Origin of the sequence: Kribbella speibonae (genome assembly GCF_004331375.1) — a bacterium.
Lineage (GTDB): Bacteria > Actinomycetota > Actinomycetes > Propionibacteriales > Kribbellaceae > Kribbella > Kribbella sindirgiensis.
Genome location: NZ_SJKC01000001.1, coordinates 1,921,721 through 1,943,813 on the forward strand (window position 1 = coordinate 1,921,721; position 22,093 = coordinate 1,943,813).

General features: G+C 68.6%; 22 protein-coding genes. 14 read left to right on the forward strand and 8 right to left on the reverse strand.

Annotated features, from left to right (window positions below; all coding sequences use genetic code 11):
- Positions 1-3: 3 nt before the first annotated feature.
- The 5 genes from E0H92_RS09685 (at position 4) to E0H92_RS09705 (ending at position 4,069) form a co-directional block, all read left to right on the forward strand.
- Positions 4-759 carry a phytanoyl-CoA dioxygenase family protein gene (locus E0H92_RS09685; protein WP_131468361.1) on the forward strand — a complete coding sequence of 252 codons (756 nt, stop codon included), beginning with the start codon at positions 4-6 and terminating at the stop codon, positions 757-759.
- Entirely contained in the window at positions 756-1,565 is an 810-nt protein-coding gene (locus tag E0H92_RS09690; protein WP_131496012.1) for a Rossmann-like domain-containing protein, read from the forward strand. The genes E0H92_RS09685 and E0H92_RS09690 overlap by 4 nt, the downstream gene beginning before the upstream one ends.
- Complete coding sequence (locus tag E0H92_RS09695; RefSeq protein ID WP_238173360.1) at positions 1,562-2,773, forward strand: MFS transporter; 1,212 nt, start codon at positions 1,562-1,564, stop codon at positions 2,771-2,773. The genes E0H92_RS09690 and E0H92_RS09695 overlap by 4 nt, the downstream gene beginning before the upstream one ends.
- Positions 2,774-2,896: 123 nt before the next feature.
- A complete protein-coding gene (locus E0H92_RS09700; RefSeq protein WP_131496013.1) occupies positions 2,897-3,568 on the forward strand; it encodes a DUF1707 SHOCT-like domain-containing protein in 672 nt (223 codons plus the stop codon).
- Between the two features lie 42 nt (positions 3,569-3,610).
- Entirely contained in the window at positions 3,611-4,069 is a 459-nt protein-coding gene (locus E0H92_RS09705; protein ID WP_131496014.1) for a GNAT family N-acetyltransferase, read from the forward strand.
- Here E0H92_RS09705 and E0H92_RS09710 read toward each other — a convergent pair.
- Entirely contained in the window at positions 4,053-5,735 is a 1,683-nt protein-coding gene (locus tag E0H92_RS09710) for a dolichyl-phosphate-mannose--protein mannosyltransferase (RefSeq protein WP_131496015.1), read from the reverse strand. The two genes, E0H92_RS09705 and E0H92_RS09710, sit on opposite strands and share 17 nt — an antisense overlap.
- Before the next feature lie 64 nt (positions 5,736-5,799).
- On the opposite strand from E0H92_RS09710, the gene rsmI reads away from it, so the two are divergent.
- The 6 genes from rsmI to E0H92_RS09740 all read left to right on the forward strand — a co-directional run bounded on the left by rsmI (position 5,800) and on the right by E0H92_RS09740 (position 10,785).
- Positions 5,800-6,642, forward strand: a complete 843-nt coding sequence (rsmI, locus tag E0H92_RS09715) for a 16S rRNA (cytidine(1402)-2'-O)-methyltransferase (RefSeq protein WP_131496016.1) — start codon at positions 5,800-5,802, stop codon at positions 6,640-6,642.
- 29 nt (positions 6,643-6,671) lie between these two features.
- Positions 6,672-8,237: a methionine--tRNA ligase gene (gene metG, locus E0H92_RS09720; RefSeq protein WP_131468349.1), complete on the forward strand. Its 1,566-nt coding sequence runs from the start codon at positions 6,672-6,674 to the stop codon at positions 8,235-8,237.
- 93 nt (positions 8,238-8,330) lie between these two features.
- Positions 8,331-8,729: a DoxX family protein gene (locus tag E0H92_RS09725; RefSeq protein WP_131468347.1), complete on the forward strand. Its 399-nt coding sequence runs from the start codon at positions 8,331-8,333 to the stop codon at positions 8,727-8,729.
- Between the two features lie 12 nt (positions 8,730-8,741).
- A complete protein-coding gene (locus tag E0H92_RS09730; protein WP_131468345.1) occupies positions 8,742-9,152 on the forward strand; it encodes a hypothetical protein in 411 nt (136 codons plus the stop codon).
- Complete coding sequence (locus E0H92_RS09735; protein WP_131468343.1) at positions 9,149-9,538, forward strand: YciI family protein; 390 nt, start codon at positions 9,149-9,151, stop codon at positions 9,536-9,538. The genes E0H92_RS09730 and E0H92_RS09735 overlap by 4 nt, the downstream gene beginning before the upstream one ends.
- A gap of 2 nt (positions 9,539-9,540) precedes the next feature.
- On the forward strand, positions 9,541-10,785 hold the full coding sequence (locus tag E0H92_RS09740; RefSeq protein WP_131496017.1) for an RNA polymerase sigma factor: 1,245 nt from the start codon (positions 9,541-9,543) through the stop codon (positions 10,783-10,785).
- Here the strand turns inward: E0H92_RS09740 and E0H92_RS44970 are convergent.
- Positions 10,782-12,020 carry a helix-turn-helix transcriptional regulator gene (locus E0H92_RS44970; protein ID WP_131496018.1) on the reverse strand — a complete coding sequence of 413 codons (1,239 nt, stop codon included), beginning with the start codon at positions 12,018-12,020 and terminating at the stop codon, positions 10,782-10,784. The genes E0H92_RS09740 and E0H92_RS44970 overlap by 4 nt on opposite strands.
- Before the next feature lie 141 nt (positions 12,021-12,161).
- Between E0H92_RS44970 and E0H92_RS09750 the strand changes: the two genes are divergently transcribed.
- Positions 12,162-13,073, forward strand: a complete 912-nt coding sequence (locus E0H92_RS09750) for an NADP-dependent oxidoreductase (protein ID WP_131468338.1) — start codon at positions 12,162-12,164, stop codon at positions 13,071-13,073.
- A gap of 97 nt (positions 13,074-13,170) precedes the next feature.
- On the opposite strand, the gene E0H92_RS09755 is transcribed toward E0H92_RS09750, so the two are convergent.
- The 5 genes from E0H92_RS09755 to E0H92_RS09775 are packed head-to-tail and all read right to left on the reverse strand — an operon-like array spanning position 13,171 to position 18,396.
- Positions 13,171-14,082, reverse strand: a complete 912-nt coding sequence (locus E0H92_RS09755; RefSeq protein WP_131496019.1) for a phytanoyl-CoA dioxygenase family protein — start codon at positions 14,080-14,082, stop codon at positions 13,171-13,173.
- Positions 14,079-15,353, reverse strand: coding sequence for an ABC transporter substrate-binding protein (locus E0H92_RS09760; RefSeq protein WP_131468334.1), 1,275 nt, complete (start codon positions 15,351-15,353; stop codon positions 14,079-14,081). Before E0H92_RS09760 ends, E0H92_RS09755 begins: the two co-directional genes overlap by 4 nt.
- 13 nt (positions 15,354-15,366) lie before the next feature.
- Positions 15,367-16,176, reverse strand: coding sequence for a carbohydrate ABC transporter permease (locus E0H92_RS09765; protein WP_131285867.1), 810 nt, complete (start codon positions 16,174-16,176; stop codon positions 15,367-15,369).
- On the reverse strand, positions 16,173-17,087 hold the full coding sequence (locus E0H92_RS09770; RefSeq protein WP_238173361.1) for a carbohydrate ABC transporter permease: 915 nt from the start codon (positions 17,085-17,087) through the stop codon (positions 16,173-16,175). The genes E0H92_RS09765 and E0H92_RS09770 overlap by 4 nt, the downstream gene beginning before the upstream one ends.
- Positions 17,080-18,396, reverse strand: a complete 1,317-nt coding sequence (locus tag E0H92_RS09775) for a glycoside hydrolase family 36 protein (protein ID WP_202873554.1) — start codon at positions 18,394-18,396, stop codon at positions 17,080-17,082. Before E0H92_RS09775 ends, E0H92_RS09770 begins: the two co-directional genes overlap by 8 nt.
- Positions 18,397-18,472: 76 nt before the next feature.
- Between E0H92_RS09775 and E0H92_RS09780 the strand changes: the two genes are divergently transcribed.
- Positions 18,473-19,390: a helix-turn-helix domain-containing protein gene (locus E0H92_RS09780; RefSeq protein WP_131496021.1), complete on the forward strand. Its 918-nt coding sequence runs from the start codon at positions 18,473-18,475 to the stop codon at positions 19,388-19,390.
- On the opposite strand, the gene E0H92_RS09785 is transcribed toward E0H92_RS09780, so the two are convergent.
- On the reverse strand, positions 19,362-21,500 hold the full coding sequence (locus E0H92_RS09785; protein WP_165549728.1) for a discoidin domain-containing protein: 2,139 nt from the start codon (positions 21,498-21,500) through the stop codon (positions 19,362-19,364). The genes E0H92_RS09780 and E0H92_RS09785 overlap by 29 nt on opposite strands.
- A 166-nt stretch (positions 21,501-21,666) precedes the next feature.
- On the opposite strand from E0H92_RS09785, the gene E0H92_RS09790 reads away from it, so the two are divergent.
- Complete coding sequence (locus E0H92_RS09790; protein ID WP_131496023.1) at positions 21,667-22,089, forward strand: SRPBCC family protein; 423 nt, start codon at positions 21,667-21,669, stop codon at positions 22,087-22,089.
- The last annotated feature ends 4 nt before the right edge of the window (positions 22,090-22,093 follow it).

A 22,093-nucleotide genomic window follows, 5' to 3' on the forward strand; every position in this document is an offset into this window, starting at 1 on the left:
CCTGTGAGTGGGTATGTGCTGCTTCCGGAGTTGTTCACGGCCGCCGAGGTGGATCGGCTGCGCGCCGTGGTCGAGCAGGTGCACGTGGACGTCGTGTCCGCGGCCGAAGCCGGCGAGACGACCGTGAACATCTGGCCGGACGGGCACCGGCTGGAAACGGTGCACGGGACAACGATCCACTGGGAGCCGGACGCGGTCGGGAAGACAGTGCGCAGCCTGTCGCCGGTGGCGCACCTGCATCCGGCCCTGGAGGCGTTGTGGAGCGAGCCGCGGTTGGTCGAGCCCATGAGTTCGTTGATCGGGGCAACGGCGGGGCGGTTCGTTGCGAAGCTGAACTTCAAGCGGGCCGGCGTCGGGTCGGAGTTCGCGTGGCACCAGGACTTCCCGTACTGGTACGGGTGTTGCGGCGCGGCGGCGTACGACATCGCGACCGCGATCGTGATGCTCGACGACAACACCGCCGCGAACGGCGCGATGACCCTGATCCCGGGCAGCCCCGCGGAGGGTCCGGTACGTCGTGATCCGCAGGACCCGACCGGGTTGCTGGTGGATCCAACGGTCGTCGACGAGACCCGCGCGGTGACGGTCGAGGCCCCGGCCGGGTCGGTGCTGATGTTTCCCGGCCTGATGGTGCACCGCTCCGCCCCGAACCGGACGGCCACCGACCGCCGCTCTCTCCTGTACTGCTTCCAGCCCAAAGACCGCCCCGAACTGTCCGCCCTGCAGTACAACCCAGAAAGGCTGGCCGATCTCCCATGACCGTCAACGTGGCTGATCTGACCGCAGACGTACTCGCCGGAAAACGTGGTCCGTCGCCGGCGGACCTCGACATCACCAGTGCGTTCTGGCTGCACCACACGACCCGCCTGCCCGGCGCCGACGTCACCTACCGGAACTACTACGTGCTGTTGCGAGTAGGCGAGGTCTTCGGCGCGTGCTCATTCGAGTCGGGCGAGCTAGACCCGGCGTACTGCGCCGACACCTCCGGCCGCACACTCGCCGACGTCCTCACCTCCAACGACCCGCTGCCCGTCCGGATCGCTGCGCTCGACGCCTACCTGGCCGCGGTCGAGCCGCACCACGCCGCGCCGTACGCCGAGGAGGTGGTCCTCCCCGCGGGTACGCCGGATGTTCGCGCCCGGGCTCGTGACGCCGCCGTCGCCGGGCTGCTCGATGTTGCCGAAGGCACCAAGGTCGCGCTGATCGGTGTCGTGAACCCGCTCGTCGACGCGATCACGGCGCGCGGCGGCATCTGTCTCCCGTGCGACTTCAACCTCCGGGAGACCGCCTCCGGTCTGCCCGTTTCCCGTGACATGACCGAGGTGATCGACGCCGCCGACGCGGTCGTCGCCACCGGTATGACCCTGTCCAACGGCAGCTTCGACGTCCTCCTCACTCGTTGCCGTGAGCAATCGAAGCCGCTGGCCGTCTACGCTCAGACCGGCAGTGCCGTGGCCCGTGCGTTCCTCGGCCACGGTGTCACCGCGCTGTCCGCGGAACCCTTTCCCTTTTCCCAGTTCAGCTCCCGCCCGAGCAGCCTCTATCGCTACAGGACGGACACATGACGCAAACCCAGCCGCTCAGCACGGAAGTGCCCGGCGACCTCCGAATGGCCAAGCGGCTGTGGCCGTTCCTGCTGGCCTCGACCGTGAGCCTGATCCCGTTCACGGTGTTCGGGATGTATCTGGTGCCGATCTCCGAGGCCGCCGGCGGCAGCGTCGCGGAGATCGGCGGTCTGCGAGGTCTCGGGGGACTCGCAGCCCTGGCCGTCGGGGTGTTGCTCGCGCCGTTGATGGACCGCGCGCCGCGCGAGCTGGTCGCCGCGGGCGGGCTCGCACTGCTCGGCGTCTCCGCCGTATTGGGGGCCGTAGGCAACGTGTTTGCGTTGGCGGCCTTCTGCCTGCTGATCGGCGCGTCGACGTCGATCCTGGCGCCCTCGATCGGTGCGGCGGCCGCGGACCGGTTCAGGTCGCCGGCAGCGGCCGGCCGCGCGGCGACGCTGGTGTCCGCGACGACGTCGGCGATGGCGATGCTGGCGGCTCCGGTGCTCGCCGGGCCGGGGCTGATCTGGGGCTGGCGGGGCAACCTGCTCGCCGCGGCCGCGATCTCGCTCGCCCTGGCGGCGGCGTTCTTCTGGCGCGGACGCGGGCGGAAGGCGCCGATCACCCACCGCGAGCGGATGAGCTACCTGGCGACGTACCGCGAGCTCGCTCGCATCCCTGGCGCGCTTCCGTTGCTGGCCATCGCGATGCTGCGGACCGCGGCCTTCATGGGCTATCTCGCTTATCTCGCGGCGTTCTACGACGAGAAGTTCGAGCTCGCGCCGGGCTGGTTCGCGCTGGTCTGGTCGCTCAGCGGCGCCTCGTTCTTCCTCGGCAACCTCCTCTCCGGCCGGTACCTCGCCACCGATCGCCCGTGGATCACACCCGAACGGCTGCTCGTCGTGGGTGTCACCACCGCGTTGCTGGCCGTCTCCGCGTTCTACTTCTCGCCGACGCTTCCGCTCACGCTGCTCCTCACCGCGCTCATGGGCGCCAGCCACGCAACGGTCGCCGCCTGTGTCACCACGCTGCTGGTTCGCCGCAGCGGTGACCTCCGCGGGTCCGCGCTCAGCGTCAACGCGGCCGGCATGAGCCTCGGGACGTTCCTCGGCGCCGCGGTCGGCGGCCTCGGACTGGGCCTCGGCGGCTACCCCGGTACGGCGATCACGTTCGCGGCGATCACCCTCGTCGCGCTCCTCCTCGCTCTCCGCACCGGCGAACCGCGTCCTTGAGCACCCACCAACCATTTGGGCGGCCCGAAAACGGTTGGTGGGTGCCCACGGTGGTTCATCGGGGTCGGTTCCGGGGTTTATCGGGGTCCTCACCGAGCCGGTTCCGATATATCGTTGCGTGTTATGGAAAACCTGCCCGATCGCCCGCATCCGCACGCACATCTGCGGGCGTCCGACATCGATCGTGACCAGGTGGTCGACGTACTGCGGGAGGCCCTGATGTCGGGCCGGTTGACGCAGGAGGAGCACGCCGAGCGCCTCGAGCAGACGCTGGAGGCGAAGACCCTCGGCGAGCTCGAACCGATCACCCGCGACCTCGTCGTTCCCGGTCAGCCGATTCCGGTGGCGCAACCCGCGCCGGCCGCGTCGACCAGCCTGGTGCCGATCGAGGAGCCGGCCGACCCGGACTCGAGTTTCGATACGATGGTGGCGATCTTCGGCGGCGGCGAGCGGAAGGGCCGCTGGCGGGTGAAGCGCCGGACCAACGCGTTCGCGGTGTTCGGCGGGCACGACCTGGACATGACGAACGCGGTCTTCGAGGGCCGTGAGGTGACGATCTGGGCGTTCGCGGTGTTCGGCGGTATCGACATCACCGTCCCCGAAGGCGTGACCGTCCGCAACGAGGGCGTCGGCATCTTCGGCGGCTTCGGCGCCCGCGGCAGCGACGACCCCGACCCGAACGCCCCCGTCGTCGTGGTCAAGGGCCTGGCCCTCTTCGGCGGCGTAGGTGGCCAGTCCTCAGCCAAACGCCACGGCAAGAAACACAAGCCGAAGGGCCACCACGAACTCCACTGAAAACCGGATGTGGCCCGGCCGTCTGCCTCGTAGCCTGCCGTCATGGCCGACTTCGTCCCAGCTGACTTCGACGTTCCCCGGGAGCTGACCACGCCGCAATTCCGGCTGGAACCGCTCGGACCCGAGCACAACCTGCCGGACTACGCGGCCTGGACCAGCAGCATCGAGCACATCCGCGCGACACCCGGCTTCCACGGCAGCAGCTGGCCGCCGGTCAACGGCATGACGCCGGAGTCCAACCTCGGCGATCTCCAACGGCACGCGGACGACTTCGTCCAGCGCCGCGGGTTCACGTACACGGTTCTCGAGACCGACGGCGACGTCATCGGGTGCTTGTACATCTATCCGTCGCGCAAGGACCCGAGCGTCACCGACGTACGATCCTGGGTCCGCGCCGATCGGGCCGAGCTGGACGTCGTTCTGTACGAAGCGGTGAGTCGTTGGCTTGCGGAGCGGTGGCCGTTCGCGGCGGTCCAGTACGCGGTCAGATCCAGGACTTGAACCACATGCGGCTGAGCCAGTCGGGGTGCGGGAGGACCTCGTCGGTCAGGATCGGCCAGATGTAGGCGAAGTTCAGGACCACGAGGACGACGAACGCGCCGACCACCGCGGTGCCGATCAGCCGGCGTGGGGTCGCCGTACTCATCGCGGCCCGGGCCGGGCCGAGGACCTTGCCGAGGATCAGCGCCAGTGCCATCACGGTGAACGGGATCATCGTGACGGCGTAGAAGAAGAAGATCGGCCGGTCGTCGAACGCGAACCACGGCACCCAGCACGTCACGAACCCGACGATCGGTATGCCGAGCCGCCAATCGCGCGTGCCTATCCACAGCACCAGCGCCGCGATCAGCGCGAGCGCACCTCCCCACCACAACAGCGGCGTACCGAGGGCAGAGATCACCTGCAGACAGTTGGTCCCGGTCGGCGCGTTGCAGCCCGGCGTACCGGGCTTGATGTCGTTGACCGCGTCGAAACCGATCGGGCGGGCGATGATCGGCCAGCCGGCCGGGTTCGAGGCGTACGGGTGGGTGGCGTGCTTGATGTAGTCGCCGGTGTGGAAGGCGAGGACTTCCTTGTGGTACGCCAGCAGCGACCGGAAGTCGTCCGGCACGACCTTCATCACGCCGTGCGCTGGGTTGCTCGCGGCCCAGTTGTGGTCGTAGGCGTTGTCGTGCAGCAGCCAGCCGGTCCAGGTCGCGACGTACGTGACGACCGCGACCAGCACCAGGCTGATGAACGCCGGGACGCCGTCGACCAGGGCCGACTTCACGAACGCGAACCGGACGCCGAGCGCGCGCCGGGCGCCGAAGTCCCACGCGAACACCATCACGCCGAACGCGGCGAGCACCCAGACCGCCGACCACTTGGTGCCGAGCGCCAGGCCGAAGCAGATCCCCGCCGCGATCCGCCACGGCCGGATCAGCAGCCAGCGGCCGACGGTACGGCGCGCGCCGTCGTCGACCGGCTTGTCCAGGGTCTCGGCGTGCCGGCGGCGGGTCCAGTCGCGGTCGGCGACCAGGCAGGAGACCGCCGCGACCAGCCAGAACGCGAGGAAGATGTCGAGCAGCGCGACCCGGGACATCACGAAGTGCAGGCCGTCGACCGCGAGCAGCAGACCGGCGATACAGCCGATCAGGGTCGACCGGGTCATCCGGCGTACCGTCCGGATCAGCAGCAGCACGGTCAGCGTGCCGAACAGCGCCGGCATGAACCGCCAGCCGAACGGCGTCATCCCGAACAGTTGCTCCCCGGCGGCGATCATCCATTTGCCGACCTCGGGGTGCACGGTCAGGCTCGGGGTGTCCTTGAAGACGTCCAGGTTGCCGGCCAGGATCGCCTTGTCCGCGGCGCCCTCCGGCTGGTCGATGAACTGCCGTGCGTAGCCGAACTTGAGCAGGCTGTACGCGTCCTTGGCGTAGTACGTCTCGTCGAAGACGAACTTCACCGGGTTGCTGAGGTGCCAGAACCGCAGCACGCCGGCCAGCACGGTGATCGCCAGCGTCGCGATCCAGCCGCCGTCGAAGTCCCGCGGCATCGCCGGGTACAACCGCTCCTTGAGCGGCGGCAGCCGTCTCCCGAGCACGTCCCGCCCGAGCGTCTCCCGCTCCGCGCCGACGTCACTCCGCCGAACCGTTCCGTCCTCGATCACAGCAGCCACGCCCGCCATCGTACGGACGCCCCGGTACCACCGCCTCTCCGCGTCGGTCCGGCCGGCCTGGGATGATGTTCCGATGAGCGGGCGACTGGTGCTGGCGGGGACTCCGATCGGGGATGCGTCGGATGCGTCGGCGCGGTTGGGAAAGGTGCTCGCCGCGGCCGAGGTGGTGGCCGCTGAGGACACGCGGCGGTTGCGGCGGCTGACCTCGGACCTGGGGATCCAGTTGTCCGGGCGGGTGGTCAGCTACTTCGAGGGGAACGAGCGGGAGCGTACGCCGGAGTTGCTGCAGGCGCTGCTGGACGGGCAGACCGTGGTGGTGGTGACGGACGCGGGGATGCCCAGCGTGTCGGACCCGGGGTACCGGCTGGTGGCGGCGGCGATCGAGGCCGACGTCGACGTGACCGCCGTACCGGGGCCGTCGGCGGTGCTGACCGCGCTCGCGTTGAGCGGGCTGCCGGTGGACCGGTTCACGTTCGAGGGGTTCCTGCCACGCAAGCCGGGGGAGCGCGGGCGGCGGCTGGTGGAGTTGAAGGACGAGCCGCGGACGATGGTGTTCTTCGAGGCGCCGCACCGGCTCACCGCGTCCTTGGAGGCGATGGCGGAGGCCTTCGGCGCGGACCGGCGTACGGCGGTGTGCCGGGAGCTCACCAAGACGTACGAAGAGGTCAAGCGCGGGCCCCTCGACGACCTGGTCAGGTGGTCGAAGGACGGTGTCCGCGGAGAGATCACGGTGGTGGTCGCGGGCGCGGACCCGGACAAGGTGCTGACCCCGGAGGACCTGGCGCGGGAGGTGGCGAAGGACGAGGAGGCCGGTACGCCGCGCAAACAGGCGATCTCCGACGTCGCGAAGCGCTTCAACGTGCCGAAACGGACCGTGTACGACGCCGTACTCGCTGCTCGGGACCCCGGTAAATAACACTGGCGCACGCCACTACCCTTGTTGACATGTCCGAGAAGGCCTATTACGTCACCACCCCGATCTACTACGTCACGGCCCCGCCGCATATCGGCAGCGCCTACACGACGGTGGCCGGGGACGTCCTGACCCGCTGGCACGCCCAGCGCGGCGAGCGCAAGTGGTACCTGACGGGTACCGACGAGCACGGCGAAAAGGTGATGCGCAGCGCGCAGGCCCAGGGCATGACGCCCCAGGAGTGGACCGACAAGCTCGTCGAGGAGTCCTGGAAACCGGCCTGGGTGGACGTCGACATCGCGTACGACGACTTCATCCGGACCACCGACCAGCGCCACACCGAGCGGGTCCGCGAGTTCTGGCAGAAGCTGTACGACAAGGGCGACGTCTACAAGGGCGAGTACGAGGGCCTGTACTGCGTCGGGTGCGAGGAGTTCAAGCTCCCCGCGGACATCCGCACCGACGAGGACGGCACCCAGCGGTGCATGATCCACGGCACCGAGCTGGAGACGGTGTCCGAGACCAACTACTTCTTCCGGCTCTCGGCGTACGGCGACAAGCTGCTGGAGCTCTACGAATCGCAGCCGGACTTCGTGGCGCCGTCGAGCGCCCGCAACGAGGTGATCGCGTTCGTCAAGCAGGGTCTGCAGGACCTGTCGATCACCCGCTCGACGTTCGACTGGGGCATCCCGGTCCCGTGGGACGAGGACCACGTCCTGTACGTGTGGATCGACGCCCTGCTGAACTACGTGTCGGCGGCGGGCTACGGCACCGACCCGGAGCGGTTCGAGGAGCTCTGGCCGGCGAACGTGCATCTTGTGGGTAAGGACATCCTCCGGTTCCACGCGGTGATCTGGCCGGCGATGCTGATGGCCGCTGAGGTCGCGACGCCGAAGCAGGTGTTCGCGCACGGCTGGCTGCTGGTCGGCGGCGAGAAGATGAGCAAGTCGAAGCTGACCGCGATCGCGCCGCACGAGATCACCGACCACTTCGGTTCGGACGCCTTCCGGTACTACTTCCTGCGCACGATCCAGTTCGGGTCGGACGGCTCGTTCTCGTGGGAGCACCTGAGCGCGGTCTACACCTCCGAGCTCGCCAACGGCCTGGGCAACCTCGCCAGCCGGATCGCGGCGATGGTCGGCAAGTACTTCGACGGCGCGCTGCCGGAGCCGACCGACCACGGACCGGCCGAGCAGGCGCTCGCGGACAAGCTCGCGCAGACCGTCGCGACCGCGGACAAGGCCCTGGACACCCTCGGGTTCCAGGACGCCCTGGCCGCGATCAACGAGCTCGTCGGCGCCGTGAACGGGTACGTCACCGAGCAGGAGCCGTGGAAGGTCGCCAAGGACGACTCCCAGCGGGCCCGCCTGGCGACCATCCTCTACTCCGCCGCCGAGGTCCTGCGCGCCGTCGCCGTACTCCACAACCCGACGATGCCCAAGACGTCCGCCAAGCTCTGGGAGCTCCTCGGCGCCGAGGCCAAGCTCGGGTCGTTGCAGGACCAGCGAGTCCAGGACGCCGGCACCTGGGGCCAGCTCCCGGCCGGCTCCGTCCTGACCAAGGGCGACCCGCTGTTCCCACGGCTGGAAGAGGCCTGATCAACTCGTCCGAGAACTTTTTCGGGCAGCTGTAGAGAACGCGCCGGCGACTCCGATAAGGGGATGAGAGCTCACCTCGGATCGGAGAGAACCATGAACACCTTCGCACTTCGCAGCACCGCCCGGACCGCTTCGCCGACCCGTTCCGGCCGTGCCCGCACGGTCGGGATCTGGGTCGTCCGGATCGGTCTGGGCGCACAGTTCGTGATGGGCGGCGCGGCCAAGCTGGCCGGTGACGCCCAGATGGTCGCGATGTTCGACGACATCGGCGCGGGACAGTGGTTCCGGCTGCTCGTCGGCATCCTCGAGGTGGCCGGCGGGATCGGGCTGCTGGTTCCCCGCCGTCCCCGGCTCACCCGCCTCGCCGCCGCCGGCCTGGTCGCCCTCATGGTCGGAGCGGCGATCACCAATGTCGGTGTACTGGGCACGGCGCCGACCCTTCCGCTGGTCTTCGGCGCGCTGGCCGGCGCCGTCGCACTGGTCCGGCGCTGAGAGGAGACGGCCATGTCCAAGAGCTCCCTGCAGTCACTCGCTCCGCTGGTCGGCACCTGGTCGATCGGCGGCCCCGGGCACAGCGGCACCGTCCGCTACGAGTGGTTCGAGAACGAGTCGTTCCTGGTCCAGCACATCGACATCGTCTCCGACGGCGAGTCGACCCGCGGGATCGAGTACATCGGCGTGGACCCGGACACCGGTACGCTCCGGTCACATTTCTACGGTACGAACGGCAAGATCCTCGAGTACACCTACGAGTTGTCGGACGACACTCTGACCATCTGGTTCGGTGGACCGGACTCGCCGGCCAAGTTCGTCGGCCGGTTCAACGCCGACCGGACGGTGAACAGCGGCGCCTGGCAGTGGCCGGGCGGCGGGTACGAATCGACCATGACCCGTGTGGAGGGCGAGGCGCGATGAAGTACATGATCATGACGTTCGGAGACTCTTCGGACTGGGACACCCTGGGGCTCGGCGGCGGCGACGCGACCTGGTCCGAGGAGGAGGTCGCGGCGCACTTCCAGGCCATGGGCGAGTTCTACGGCGAGCTGAACGCCAGCGGCGAGATGGTGACCGGGTTCGGGCTCGCCGACCCGTCCCACACGATGACCGTCGAGATCGTCGACGGCCGGCCGGTCACCTCGGACGGACCGTACGCGGAGACCAAGGAAGTACTCGCGGGGTTCGGGATCATCGACGTCGCCTCGCACGACCGGGCCGTCGAGCTGGCCGCGCGCTTCTCGGCGCTGGTCCGGACGCGGGTCGAGCTCCGCCCGGTGATGGACTCCGGCGGCCAGGACATGTGACCGTGGCCGAGGCGACCCCGTCCGGTATCGAGGGCCTGCTGCGCGAGCACGCGCCGCGGGTCCTCGCGGCCGTCACCCGTCGCTTCGGCCGGTTCGACGTCGCCGAGGACGCCGTCCAGGAGGCGCTCCTCGCGGCGGCAACCCAGTGGAGCCAGGACGGCATCCCGCCGAATCCGCCGGCCTGGTTGACCACCGTCGCGGTCCGCAGGATGACGGACCTGCTGCGCAGTGAGCAGGCCAGGCGGCGCCGTGAGCAACTCGACGCGACACGCCAGCTGCCCGAGGACCTGCTCGGCTCGCCGGCCGACACCGATCCGGCCGAGCAGGACGACACCCTGGTGATCTTCTTCCTCTGCTGTCACCCCGACGTCCAGCCGGCGAGCCAGGTCACCCTCACGCTCCGGGCGGTCGGCGGTCTGACCACAGCCGAGATCGCCCGCGCCCTGCTGCTGCCGGAGGCCACGATCGCGCAGCGGATCAGCCGGGCGAAGCAACGGATCCAGCAGTCCGGGGCGAGGTTCCGGATGCCGGCCGCGGCCGAGGTGCGGCACCGGCTGGATGTGGTGATGCAGGTGCTGTACTTGATCTTCAACGAGGGCTACACGGCGTCGTCGGGCGAGACGCTGCAGCGGGTCGAACTGGCCGCCGAGGCGATCAGGCTCACCCAGATGCTGCGCGAGAAGGTGCCGTCCGAGCCGGAGGTCGGCGGGCTCCTGGCGCTGATGCTGCTCACGCACGCGCGCCGAGCGGCACGGTCCGGCCCCACCGGTGAGCTGATCCCCCTCGGCGAACAGGACCGGTCCCGCTGGAACCGCGACCTGATCGCGGAGGGCGTCGCGCTTCTCGAAGAGGTGCTGCCCAGCCGTCGTCCCGGTCCGTATCAACTGCAGGCGGCGATCGCGGCGCTGCACAGCGAGGCGCAGTCGTTCGGCGACACCGGCTGGCGGCAGATCGTCGCGCTGTACGACGTCCTCACGCGGCTGTCACCTGATCCGGTGATCAGGCTGAACAAGGCCGTGGCCGTCGCGATGCTGTTGGGTCCGGCGGCCGGGCTGGACCTCGTCGACTCGTTGGCCGCCGACCCGAAACTCGCGGGACACCATCGGGTCGCCGCCGTACGGGCTCATCTCCTGGAAGAGGCCGGTGACCTGAGCGCAGCCCGCACCGCTTACCTCGAAGCGGCCAAGCGCACCACCAGCACGCCCGAGCAGCGCTACCTCCGCAGCCGCGCGGCGCGACTGTCTTAGACCGCGGCCGACGCGTGGTAGAGCGCGGCGGCCTGGGTTCGGCTGGCCACGGCCAGCTTGGTCAGGATGTTGGCGACGTGGAACTTCACAGTCGATTCGCTGATGTGGAGGTCGTCGGCGATGGAGCGGTTGCGGTGACCCTGGGAGAGGCGTTCGAGGACTTCCAGTTCGCGGGCGCCGAGCGGGGAAAGGGGGTCGGACGTGACGGTTTGCGGGGCTTGTGAGGTGCGGACGGTGATCCGGGCCGTCAAGCCCCAGCCGGGAACGGCGTCCAGGTCCAGGTCGCCCTCGTGCAGGCGGAGGCGCTCGGACAACTGGCCCAGATCCAGCACGTTCGCCAGGAGTCCGGGGCCGTCGTCGCGGACCGTGGACACGAGTTCCTTGCCGTCCCAGCGCCAGGCCACGCGAATCCGGCGTACGTCGTCCTGGGTCAGCATCGCCAGCACGACCGAGCGGACCGCGACCCGGGCGGCGTGCGCGACGGCCGCGGGGACCAGCTGATCGTTGCCCGGGGCATCCACCTCGAGCTCGACCGGGCCGTGCCGGAGCAACGCTCGCAGCGAATCCGCGAGCCGGTCGAAGGCGCGGCCGGCCGGCTCCTCGCCGCTGCACACCCGGTCCCGCTGGGTGTCGGTCCGCAGCTCGGCGAGGCCGTTGAGTGCCAGTTCGACGGCCATCGTCCGGGCCGCGGCGTCGTCGATCCGCTGGTTGCGCAGTACGCCGAGGATCGTGGCGAGCGTTGCCGCGTGCGCCTCACCCAGCTCGGCGGCGAGATCGTTCCGGGCCTCGGCCACGGCGCGGTTCTGGGCGATCGCGCCTGGTTCGCGTTCGAGGGTCAATCGGTACATGTGTGCCGTGACGACATCCCACAACGCCTGCAGCTGATCCACCGGGACCGCGCGGTCGTCGGTCAGGACGAAGACGACCACCGAGCCACGAGGGGCCCGGTCGCTCGAGATGGCGAGAACGGGATGCTGCGCACCGGCGATCGGGATCACGCCCTGCCAGGGATGACCGGCGGTCACGGTACCCAGCAGGCCCGCGAGGTCGGCCCCGGTGATCGCGCCGCTCACCGCCGGATCGCCGTACGCCGTGACCGGGGTGGACGCGCACTGCGAGGCGAGCTGCGCGACCGCGCGGTGCGGGACCAGGTCCGCGGTCGCGAGGGACAGCCGCTGGAGCAACTCCTCGGTCGGCCCGTCGATGACCTGGGCCGCCGCCAGTACGTCTGCCATGTCCTCGAGAGTACGTCGGTTGACGCATCCACCCGGGCCCGTCTTTCGGACGGTGGACAACTGTCCGATCGGCCAGTCGGGAATGCCGCGGCGGCGGGCAGCATTTACTTCAAGCGACAACCAATTCATGGAGGCAGTGTTATGCGAGCGGTCGTGTTCGAGGAGTTCGGCGGTCCCGAGGTACTGAAGGCGCAGGACGTCGAGGAGCCGCACGCGGGTCCCGGGCAGGTCCGGATCAAGGTCCGCGCGGCCGGGGTGAACCCGATCGACTTCAAGGTGCGCCGCGGCTGGACCAAGGGGTTCATCGACCCGGTGTTCCCGGCCGTTCCGGGGCTCGAGGTGGCCGGCGTGGTCGACGAGGCCGGTGACGGCGCCGAGTTCGCGGTCGGCGACGAGGTGGTCGGCTGGTCCGACGGCGGCGCGTACGCCGAGTACGCGATCGGCGGCAACGTGGTGCGCAAGCCCGCGAGCGTGAGCTGGGAGCAGGCAGTCGCCGTACCGGTGGCCGGTGAGACCGCGCAGCGCGTGCTCGACCTGCTCGGCGTGAAGTCCGGCGAGACGATCCTGATCCACGGTGCGGCGGGCGCGGTCGGCTCGGTCGGCGTACAGCTCGCCAAGGCGGCCGGTCTGAGCGTTATCGGTACGGCGTCGCCTGCGAACCACGAGTACTTGCGTTCGCTGGGTGCGGTGCCGGTCGAGTACGGCGACGGACTGCTGGAGCGGGTGCGCGCGGCGGCCCCGGAGGGCGTGGACGCGGTGTTCGACGCCGCGGGCCAGGGCGGCCTGAAGGAGTCGGTCGAACTGCGCGGCAGCACCGACCGGATCGTGACGATCGCGGACTACGCGGCCGCCGGCGAACTCGGCATCGAGGCATCCGGTGGCGGCGGCACCCCGGAGACCATCCGCGCCGGCCTGGAGGCACAGCTCCAGGCCGCGGCCGACGGCAACCTCAGGCTCCGCATCGCCCAAACCTTCAACCTCGCAGACGCAGCCAAGGCCCAGGAACTCAGCGAGTCCGGCCACGCCCGCGGCAAGATCGTCGTCATCCCGTAGGCGGACCGCCACCACTCGCCAACCCCTGCAGGCGAAGGGCCGCCAGGCGTGAGCCCAGGCCACCGTTGCCGGTTGGTGAGTGGTGCGGGTCCGGAGTTCAGACGTAGGCGAAGCGGGACGGTGGGGTCGGTACGTTGTCTACGCGTGGGTCCCAGCGGTCTACGAAGTTCACGTTGGGTGGGACCTCGATGCAGGTCGTCGAGGTCCAGCCGCGGGTGAGGGTGGGGAAGTCGGGCACGTCCGGGTGGTAGTGCGGCTTGCCGGTGCCGAGGAGGTCGCGGGCCATCGGTGCGGTCAGGGCCTGGTAGCGGAAGTCGGCTGACAACCGCAGCTGCTTCGTGCGGTTCGGCATCGCGCCGTGCACGGTCAGGCTTCCGAACAGCAGCACATCGCCGGGCTGGTACGACGTCGTACGCCACTCCGGATGGTCCTCGTCCGCCTCGGCGCGCATCATCCCCGGACCGTCGGACGCCTTCACCGGCAGTACGCCGAGCCGGGGTGACCCGGCCAGCACCCGCAACCCGCCGATCTCCGGCGGCGCCGCACTCAACGGCAGCCAGGTGGTCAGCGTGTCCACGCTCCCCTGGATGAAGCGGTAGTCCTGATGGATCGGCGTCGGATTCGCCCCGGGCGACGGCGGCGCGATCCGGCAGATGTGCGCCGGATGCGCGAACGCCTCCTCACCCAGCAACCGTCCCGCGAGCTCCAGCAACTCCGGCCGCACGGCCAGCCGATGAAACGCCTCGGTGCTCTGGATGGCGGTGTAGGCCCCGAAGAACCCCGCCGACCCTTCCTCCACGGCCCGCCCGGACGCAACCAGCTCCCGCGGATCGGCATCCCGCGCCAACCAGTCGCTGTCGTAAAGAATCCGCGCCAACTGCTCATGCACGTCCGCAACCACGTCCCGCGGCAACAGTCCCCGGAAGAACAGATAGCCGTCACCAGCCAGCCGCTGCCGCAGTACGCCGGCGTCCTGGAAGTCGTCGTACGAGTCCGTCAGTTCTTTCACTTGTCATTGCCAATCTTGTCCATGGAGGCCGCGATGTCCGCGACGGGGACCTTGTCGAGGTACAGGTCGTTGACGGTCTTGTTGATCTCGGGGGACTTGGCGGTCCAGCCTTCGGCGATCGGGAGGTTGACGGTGCTGCCGGCGGCGGAGTCGATGAACGGCTGGACGTCGATGCCCTTCTGCTTCCAGAACGCCTGGTAGCCCGCGCCGGCGTTGTTGAGTGCCGGGATGATGTAACCCGCGTCGCCCATCAGCTTCTGCGCCTTCTCCGAGCCGAGGAAGGCGACGAGTTTGCCGGCCTCGTCCGGGTGCTTCGTCTTCGCGAACATCGCCTCGGAGAGCCCGTTGATCACCACCGTCCGCCCGCTCGGGCCGGCCGGCATCGCCGCGACCCCGATCGGGAACTTCACCTCAGGCAGCGCGAACGGCAGCAGCGCGTTGTTCGCCGGGAACATCGCGACCTCGCCGCGGTAGAACATCTCGGTCGCCTGCCCGGTCGGCGGGTTGGTGCGGGTGCCGTCCGGCGACACCTTCCACTTGAACACCAGGTCCCGCGCGAACTGCAGGGCCTCGACCGACTTCTGGTTCGCGAACTCGAAGGCGCCGTACGGCTTGTCCATCGCGTGGCCGCCGTTCGACGCGATCCAGTTCAGCCACTGGGTCTGGCTGTGGTTCCAGGAGCAGAAACCCCACTGCTTGCTGCCGACGGTCAGCTTGCGCGCCACCTCGAGGAAGCTGCCCGAGCCGTCCGGCGCCCAGGTCAGCTCGGCCGGCATCGTGATCCCGGCCTTCGCGACCAGGTCCTTGTTGTAGAGCAGCCCGACGATGCCCATGTCCTTCGGCATCCCCAGTTGCTTGTCCTCGAACTTGTACGACTGCACGACGTTCGGGTGGTACGAGTCGAGTTTCAGACCGGCCTTCGAGATCAGGTCGTCGAGCGGCGCCAGGACACCCTTGCTCGCGAAGTCCGGGAAGTAGTCGACGGTCAGCCAGAACACGTCCGGCGCCTTGCCGCTGGCCAGCTCAGTGGTCAGCTTGGTCCAGTACTGGTCCCACGGCAGCACCTCCATCCGGACCGTGATGTCCGGGTTCTGCTTGGTGAACTCCGCGAACACCGCCTTGTAGCCGACCTCCTGCTGCTCGTCCCACAGGCGGTACACGAGCTCGACCTTGCCGCCGCCACCGCTCGCCTTGTCGTCGGACGAGCCGCAGCCGGCCAGCGCGAGCACGCTGCCCGCGCCGATCAGAAAAGTCCTCCTGGACAAAGACATGAGAGCCTCCGAACTACTTGAGCCCGGTAACAGCGACCGAGCGGACGATGAAGCGCTGAAAGACGATGAACAGCACCAGCAGCGGCGCCAGCGCGATCAGGCTGCCGGCCATCACGGCGTTGTAGTCGACGCCGATCTCCCCCTTGAACAAGGCGATCCCGACCGACAGCAGCCGCTTGTCCTCGCTGCTGGTGATGATCAGCGGCCACAGGAAGCTGTTCCAGTTCGCCACCACCGCGAGGGTGGTGACGGTGACCAGGATCGGTTTCGACAACGGCAGCACGATCGACACCAGCGTCCGGAACCGCCCGGCGCCGTCGATCCGGGCCGCGTCCTCGAGATCCGCGGGGATACCGCGGAAGAACTGGCGGAGCAGGAAGATCGCGTACGGCGTCCCGAGCATCGTCGGCAGCATCAGGCCGGCCCACGTGTCCACCAGCCCGAGCTTCTGCATCATCAGGTACAGCGGGATCATCGTGACCACCGGCGGCACCATCAGTGTCGACAAATACACCCAGAACAACGCGTCCCGGCCCGGGAACGAGAGCCGCGCGAAGGCGTACGCCGCCAGGATCGCGAACACCACCTGCCCGAGGGTGATCCCGGCCGTGACGAGCGCGGTGTTGACCAGGTACCCGCCGAAACCCGAGTCGAACAGCCGCCCGAACGCCGCCGTACTCGGTGGCAGACCAGGCTCCCAGGGCATCGTTTCCGACAGTTGCCCGGGGCCCTTGAACGCGGTCAGCACGGTCAGGAAGTACGGGAAGATCGCGAACAGGCAGCCGGCCACCAGAACGGCGTACGTGAAGATGCGCAGTCTCATCCGGACACCTCATAGGTCGTACGGCGTTCGAAGTAGACGAACTGGGTGATCGTCGCGACCAGCACCACCGCGAACAGCAGTACCGAGATCGTCGACGCGTAGCCGAAGTCGAACTTGCGGAACGCCTCGTCGTAGATCAGGTACGTCGCCACCTCGGTGCTGTCACCGGGGCCGCCCTCGGTCATCACGAAGATCGTGTCGAACGCCTGGAACGAGCCGATCACGTTGGTGATCAGCACGAACAGCATCGTCGGCCGCAGCAGCGGCAGCGTGATCGCGAAGAAGTGCGCGACCGGGGACGCGCCGTCCAGCGACGAGGCCTCGCGCAGCGAGCGCGGGATGTTCTGGAGCCCGGCCAGGAAGAACAGCATGTTGTACCCGGCGAACTGCCAGATGTGCACCGCCGCGACGCTCGGCATCGCCAGCACCGGCGACGACAGCCACGCCGGACCGTCGATCCCGAACACGCCCAGGAACTGGTTCAGCGCACCGCGGCCCGGGTCGAAGATCCAGCTCCAGACCAGGCCGAGCGCGACCGGCGTCGCCATCCACGGGATCACCAGCAGGGCCCGGAAATACTTCATTCCGCGCAGTTTCCGGTCGACCAGGAGGGCGAGGAGCAGGCTCAGAATTGTTGTGCCGGGCACGCAGATGACCACGTAGTACAGGGTGACCAGCAGCGAATGCCAGACATCTTCGTCGGAGGACAGCCTGCTGTAGTTGGCCAATCCAACGAACTCGGGAGTCGAGAGCAACTTCCAGTCGAACAAGCTCAGGACCAGCACGATCAACACCGGCGCGAGCAGGAAGCCGAGGACGCCGACCAGGCTCGGTGCGAGGAGCGCGTACGCGACCGCGGTCTGCTGTGCCTTGCCGATCTGCCGGGTACGGCGCGGCGCGGGCCTAAGCATCGGGATCCTTCAGCGGATGCGGGCGCGGTGAGCTCGGGACGAGCAGTTCGCGGGTGCGATCGAGCCCCCACCGGTCGAGTGCACCGATCGGGTCGCTCGACATCCGCAAACCTGGACCTTGAGAGATGTGCTCCGCCCAGAGCTCGCGCTCCTGGACGTCGGGCCGCACGATCAGGCAGTCGGAGTCGTTCGCCCACCACCGGCCGTGCAGGAACTCGCGTGCCACCGACGTGGACCGCGCGCCGCGCTGACCGGGCTGGCTGATGTCGCCGGACGGTGGGTCCACCAACGGATCGGTGTCGGGTGAGATCCGCATGCAATCGACGAGCCCGAGACTCGGGAGGATCGGAGCGCCACAGCCGTGCAGGATCCGGTTGGGCCCGACGGCCTCGCGCAGCAGGCGCATTCCGTGTCGGTACGCCGCGACGCCGTCGACCTGCTCGTGGCGCGGTCCGTCGATCGCGCCGGCGTACACGAAGTCGAGCTTGAAATGGTCGTAGCCCTGGCGGCAGAGCTCGGTGAAGACGTCCTGGAGGTGGCGCGCGGCGCCCGGGTGCGTCACGTCCAGAACCAGTTGCTCCTGGCCCCAGTTCGTACCGGCGGAAATGCCCGGAACGAGCCATTCCGGGTGTTTCCGGGCCGTCTCGCTGCCGCTCGCGACCAGGAACGGCGCGACCCAGATGCCGGCGCGACGACCGCTCGACCGGATGTCGGCGGCGAGCGTGACGGTCGATCCGAAGTCGTCCCGCGGCGTCAGCCAGTCGCCGATCGCGGCCTGGTACCCCTCGTCGAGAAGGACCAGATCGACGCTCAGATCGTGCTCGTCGAACTGCCGTACGTCGGTCATCACGTCCCGCTCGGTGACCTTGCCCCAATACGCGTACCAGCTGCACCAGGACGGCCCGAACACGCGCACCGGCGGGGCACCGGCCGCGAACGCGTCGGCCCAGTCGGCGAGCGCCTGATTCGGGTTGGCCTGCTTCGTTGTCGTCTGCTGTACGGCGCCATCGGCCGAGATCACCAGCCGGTCGCCGCGGATCTCGGCGCGGATCGACGGGACCTCGTCGGGGCTCGTCGCCCCGATGATCATGACCTCGTCGGCCGTCGCGACCGCGAGCAGGCCCTCGCCCTGGAAGCGGCCGGCGTCGACGCCGGGACGGTACGCCATCACGTGATGATTCGGCGCCGTCGGACGCGGTGGATGCGCGTCGAGCCGGTACCAGCCGCTCGGGCTCCACGACTGCCAGCCATGCTCGAAGACCAGCGTGGCGGCGTCGTAGGCGAGCTCGGCGACGGTGCTGAAAGGCACGGATCCCTCGTTTCCCTCGGGTGCAGGATCTTGCTGACGTTCCGCTAATCTTGGGGTGCCTACGAGGAGATCCACCATGACGGAGCCTGCTGACTTCGAGCACGATCTTGCTACCCAGGTGCTCATCGAGCTGTACAGCGAGATCCCGCCGCCGAGCAAGCTGGTGACCGGCCACTTCCACAGCGGCGGCGACTATCGCGTCGTACGGCCGGACGGGGTGGGCAGCTGGTACCTGCTCTACACCGCGTCCGGTACGGGGCGGTACGTGATCGGCCAGAACACGTTGACGCTGCGGCACGGCGACGTCGTACTGGTCAGCCCTGGGACGCCGCACGACTACGGCACCGTCGGGACGTACTGGGAGTCCTGGTGGGCGCATTTCCAGCCGCGGCGTGAGTGGCACTCGTGGTTGTCGTTGCCACAGGCAATGCCCGGGCTGTCCTACGTGCGGCTGAGCAGGTCCTCGGAGACCGACCGTGTCGTGTCGGCGTTCGATCGGCTGCACCGCGACGCGCAACGCGCCGGACTGTCCCCGACCGGCGACACCGAGCTGCACCTGCTGGAGAAGAGCGTTGCGACCGAACTGACCATGAACGGCATCGAAGAGGTGCTGCTGGCTGCGGTCGCGAGCCTCCGCCGGGAGACACAGCACCTGGACGCGCGCGTGCACCTGGTGCTCGAGGCAATCACCGCCGACCCGGCCCGGCCGCACACCCTCACGTCACTGGCCGGGCTCGCGCAGGTGTCGGTGTCGCGCCTCGCGCACCTGTTCAAGGAGCAGGTCGGCGACTCGATCATGAACGTCGTACTCGCGCTCAGGCTGCAGCGCGCGGCTGAGCTGCTCGGCGCCACCGACATGTCCGTCGCACAGATCGCGGCCGCGGTCGGATTCGACTCCCCGCACTACTTGAGCAGGCAGTTCGGCCGCCGGTACGGGATGTCCCCGACGGCCCACCGCGCCGCGGTCAGGAACCCGGAGCTAGAGCTATATTGAGCTCGGTCGCCGCCGCGTAGTCGGCCCCGCCGGCCAGTCCCACCAGTCGTACGTAGCGTGCCGTCGTACCCGCAGGGAACCGCGCGATCTTCGCGTCGACCGTGCCGTCCCATGACCCCTTCGTCACCGACGTGAACGTGCTGCCGTCGGTGCTCGTCTGGACGTCGTACGACGAGATGCGGCCGTTCGGTACGGCGGCGTCCTGGCGCGGCGTGTAGACGAGCGCCTCGATCGTGCGAGGTGTCTTCAGGTCGAGGGTGATGTACTGCGGGAGCGGGGCATGTGGGCTCCAGTTCGAGTGCCACATGGTTGTGCAGCTGCCGTCGACCGCGGCGGATGCGCTGTAGGCGGAGGAACCCTGGCTCGTGGCGGTCGCGGTCATCTCGTTCTGCGGCAGCAGGGTCAGCGGACCGAACGGTCCGTCGGCCGGTGGCGGCGTACCCGGGATCGCGGTCACGCGGCCGAGATTGGGTGCCTTGAGCAACGGATGGGTCCGCAGGTAGTTGAGGAAGACCTCTTGGCCCATCCGTGGCGCTCTGACCAGTTGGGTGTACTGCTGGAACCCCGGGTAGCCGTACTGCGTTCCGTGCAAGGGCATCGCCGCACTTGTCGTCACGCGGTACGTCTTGTCTCGTTGGAGGGGCTTGCCGTTGATCAGGACCTTGGCCGGATCGACGCGGTCGCCGACGGGCCGGCCGAGATCGTAGGTGTAGCGGAAGTTGGCCGACGTTGCGAGCGCGGACAGTCGGCTGCAGCCGTACGCCGGTGGGATCCACTGTTGCTCCAGGACCGCCTCGACCGTCGAGCCCTTCATCGACAGCGTGGTGATCGGCGAGATCCCGGCCACCGGCCACGCCTCGCCGTACGTCACCGTTCCGGCTTCCAGACCCGCGGCGATCACGTCGATGCCGAGATCCGCCGGGATCAGCGCGAAGTCGCTGTCGGCCTCCGCCTTGTAGAGGTCCGCCACCAGGTTGCCCGTGCGGCTCTCCGCGGTCCTCGCGAAGTCGAGATCGCGATCGAGCTTGGTGAGCGGCTCCTGCTGCCGCGCGGTCCACTTGTCCATCCAGTACTTCACGATCTTCTGGACCCCGGGATCCGGCGTGATGTCCTTGGTCACCGCGTGGTTGGTGGCCGTGGTCTTGGAGCGGATCACGTCACCGGTCGTCGGGTCGAGTTCCAGGTTCACCTCGCCGAGCACCCGCCCGTGGTTGCTCGCCTCGAGGACCGGCCGCGGTACGCCGTTCGGGTCCGGGATCATGCAGTTGAACGCGGTATGCCAATGCCCGCCGAGGATCACGTCGATATCGGGAGACATCGCCCGTGCGGCGTCGAAGATCGGACCGGTCGGGTTCTTGCACTCGTCGTACAGGCCGCCCTGCTGACCGCCTTCGTGCATGCTCACCACGATCGCGTTCACACCCTGCGCCTTCAGCGCGGCCGCCGCCCGGTTCGCCGCGTCGACGATGCCCTGGAACTCGAACCCCGACCCCTCGATCGACAGCGTCTCGGTCGGCGTCCCCGGAAAGCCCAGCCCGATGAACCCGATCCGCTGCCCGCCGGCCTCCGCGATCCAGTACGGCGGAAGCACCGGCCGCTTGGTCCGCGGGTCGACGATGTTCGCCGCGTGGTACGCGTAATCGGTGCCGTGGAAGTTCCGGCCCGTCGAGTCCTTGAAACAGCTGTCGAAACCAGGCTTGCCGTAACAGGCGCCGGTCGTCATCCGGCGCAGGAACGGGAACTCACGATCGAACTCGTGGTTGCCCGCGACATCGAAGTCCATCCCGAACGCGTTCAGCACCTCGATGGTCGGCTCGTTCGCGAACGCCTGCGTGTAGTCCGGCCACCCGCTGAACTGATCACCCGCCCCGATCAGAAAACTGTTCGGCTTCCGCAGTCGCTCGAGATGAGCCTTCAAGTACCCAGCACCCCCGACCTGCTGCGTCCCCGACGGCCCGGCGATCGTCAAATTCTCCGTCTCGGACAGATACCCGTGCAGGTCGGTCAGACTGAGAATCTGCACCGGAATCGGTGCATCGGCGTCGGCCGGTAGCGCGGTGGTCCCCACCACCAGGCCGAGAAGGGCGAGAACTGAGCTGATCCGGGACATTCGGCTGCTCCTGTCGATCGGGGCGGAACCTCGCTGCAACGTACTGGCCGCCGTACGGCGGAGAACATGTCCCCGACTGCTGACTTCCTGCACGATCCGGCTGACGCTTTTCTCCAAGCGCATGGGGGTGGGGAACCGTACGGTCGGGGGAGAAAGGAGTTCGACAATGACTGGGATCGTGGCAGTAGCCGAGATCGACATCGATGCACCGGCCGCACGCGTGTGGGATGTGCTGACGAGTCCGGAGCAGTTGAAGCAGCTGTGGTTCGGGGCGGACGTGAAGACCGACTGGCAGGTCGGGAGTCCGATCACCTGGAGCGGCGAGTACGAAGGCAAGTCCTACGAGGACAAAGGCGAAGTCCTCGCCGTAGAGCCCGGGCGCCTACTGAGTTTCACTCATTTCAGCCCCCTCACGGGCCAACCCGACGTACCGGAGAACTACCACACCCTCACCTACACCCTCACCGCCAACACCCACCTGAAACTGACCCAAGACAACAACGCCTCCGAAGACGAAGCCAAACACTCGCAAGACATGTGGGAGCAACTGGTGGCCAAGGTCAAGGACGCCGCCGAATCCGCCGACTAGCGCG

Coding starts and splice junctions, on each gene's coding strand:
- E0H92_RS09705 (WP_131496014.1), top strand. CDS start 3,611: ATGGCCGACTTCGTCCCAGCTGACTTCGACGTTCCCCGGGAGCTGACC.
- E0H92_RS09780 (WP_131496021.1), top strand. CDS start 18,473: ATGACGGAGCCTGCTGACTTCGAGCACGATCTTGCTACCCAGGTGCTC.
- E0H92_RS09750 (WP_131468338.1), top strand. CDS start 12,162: ATGCGAGCGGTCGTGTTCGAGGAGTTCGGCGGTCCCGAGGTACTGAAG.
- E0H92_RS09700 (WP_131496013.1), top strand. CDS start 2,897: ATGGAAAACCTGCCCGATCGCCCGCATCCGCACGCACATCTGCGGGCG.
- E0H92_RS44970 (WP_131496018.1), bottom strand. CDS start 12,020: ATGGCAGACGTACTGGCGGCGGCCCAGGTCATCGACGGGCCGACCGAG.
- E0H92_RS09735 (WP_131468343.1), top strand. CDS start 9,149: ATGAAGTACATGATCATGACGTTCGGAGACTCTTCGGACTGGGACACC.
- E0H92_RS09765 (WP_131285867.1), bottom strand. CDS start 16,176: ATGAGACTGCGCATCTTCACGTACGCCGTTCTGGTGGCCGGCTGCCTG.
- metG (WP_131468349.1), top strand. CDS start 6,672: ATGTCCGAGAAGGCCTATTACGTCACCACCCCGATCTACTACGTCACG.
- E0H92_RS09725 (WP_131468347.1), top strand. CDS start 8,331: ATGAACACCTTCGCACTTCGCAGCACCGCCCGGACCGCTTCGCCGACC.
- E0H92_RS09730 (WP_131468345.1), top strand. CDS start 8,742: ATGTCCAAGAGCTCCCTGCAGTCACTCGCTCCGCTGGTCGGCACCTGG.
- E0H92_RS09770 (WP_238173361.1), bottom strand. CDS start 17,087: ATGCTTAGGCCCGCGCCGCGCCGTACCCGGCAGATCGGCAAGGCACAG.
- E0H92_RS09690 (WP_131496012.1), top strand. CDS start 756: ATGACCGTCAACGTGGCTGATCTGACCGCAGACGTACTCGCCGGAAAA.
- rsmI (WP_131496016.1), top strand. CDS start 5,800: ATGAGCGGGCGACTGGTGCTGGCGGGGACTCCGATCGGGGATGCGTCG.
- E0H92_RS09790 (WP_131496023.1), top strand. CDS start 21,667: ATGACTGGGATCGTGGCAGTAGCCGAGATCGACATCGATGCACCGGCC.
- E0H92_RS09785 (WP_165549728.1), bottom strand. CDS start 21,500: ATGTCCCGGATCAGCTCAGTTCTCGCCCTTCTCGGCCTGGTGGTGGGG.
- E0H92_RS09695 (WP_238173360.1), top strand. CDS start 1,562: ATGACGCAAACCCAGCCGCTCAGCACGGAAGTGCCCGGCGACCTCCGA.
- E0H92_RS09760 (WP_131468334.1), bottom strand. CDS start 15,353: ATGTCTTTGTCCAGGAGGACTTTTCTGATCGGCGCGGGCAGCGTGCTC.
- E0H92_RS09710 (WP_131496015.1), bottom strand. CDS start 5,735: ATGGCGGGCGTGGCTGCTGTGATCGAGGACGGAACGGTTCGGCGGAGT.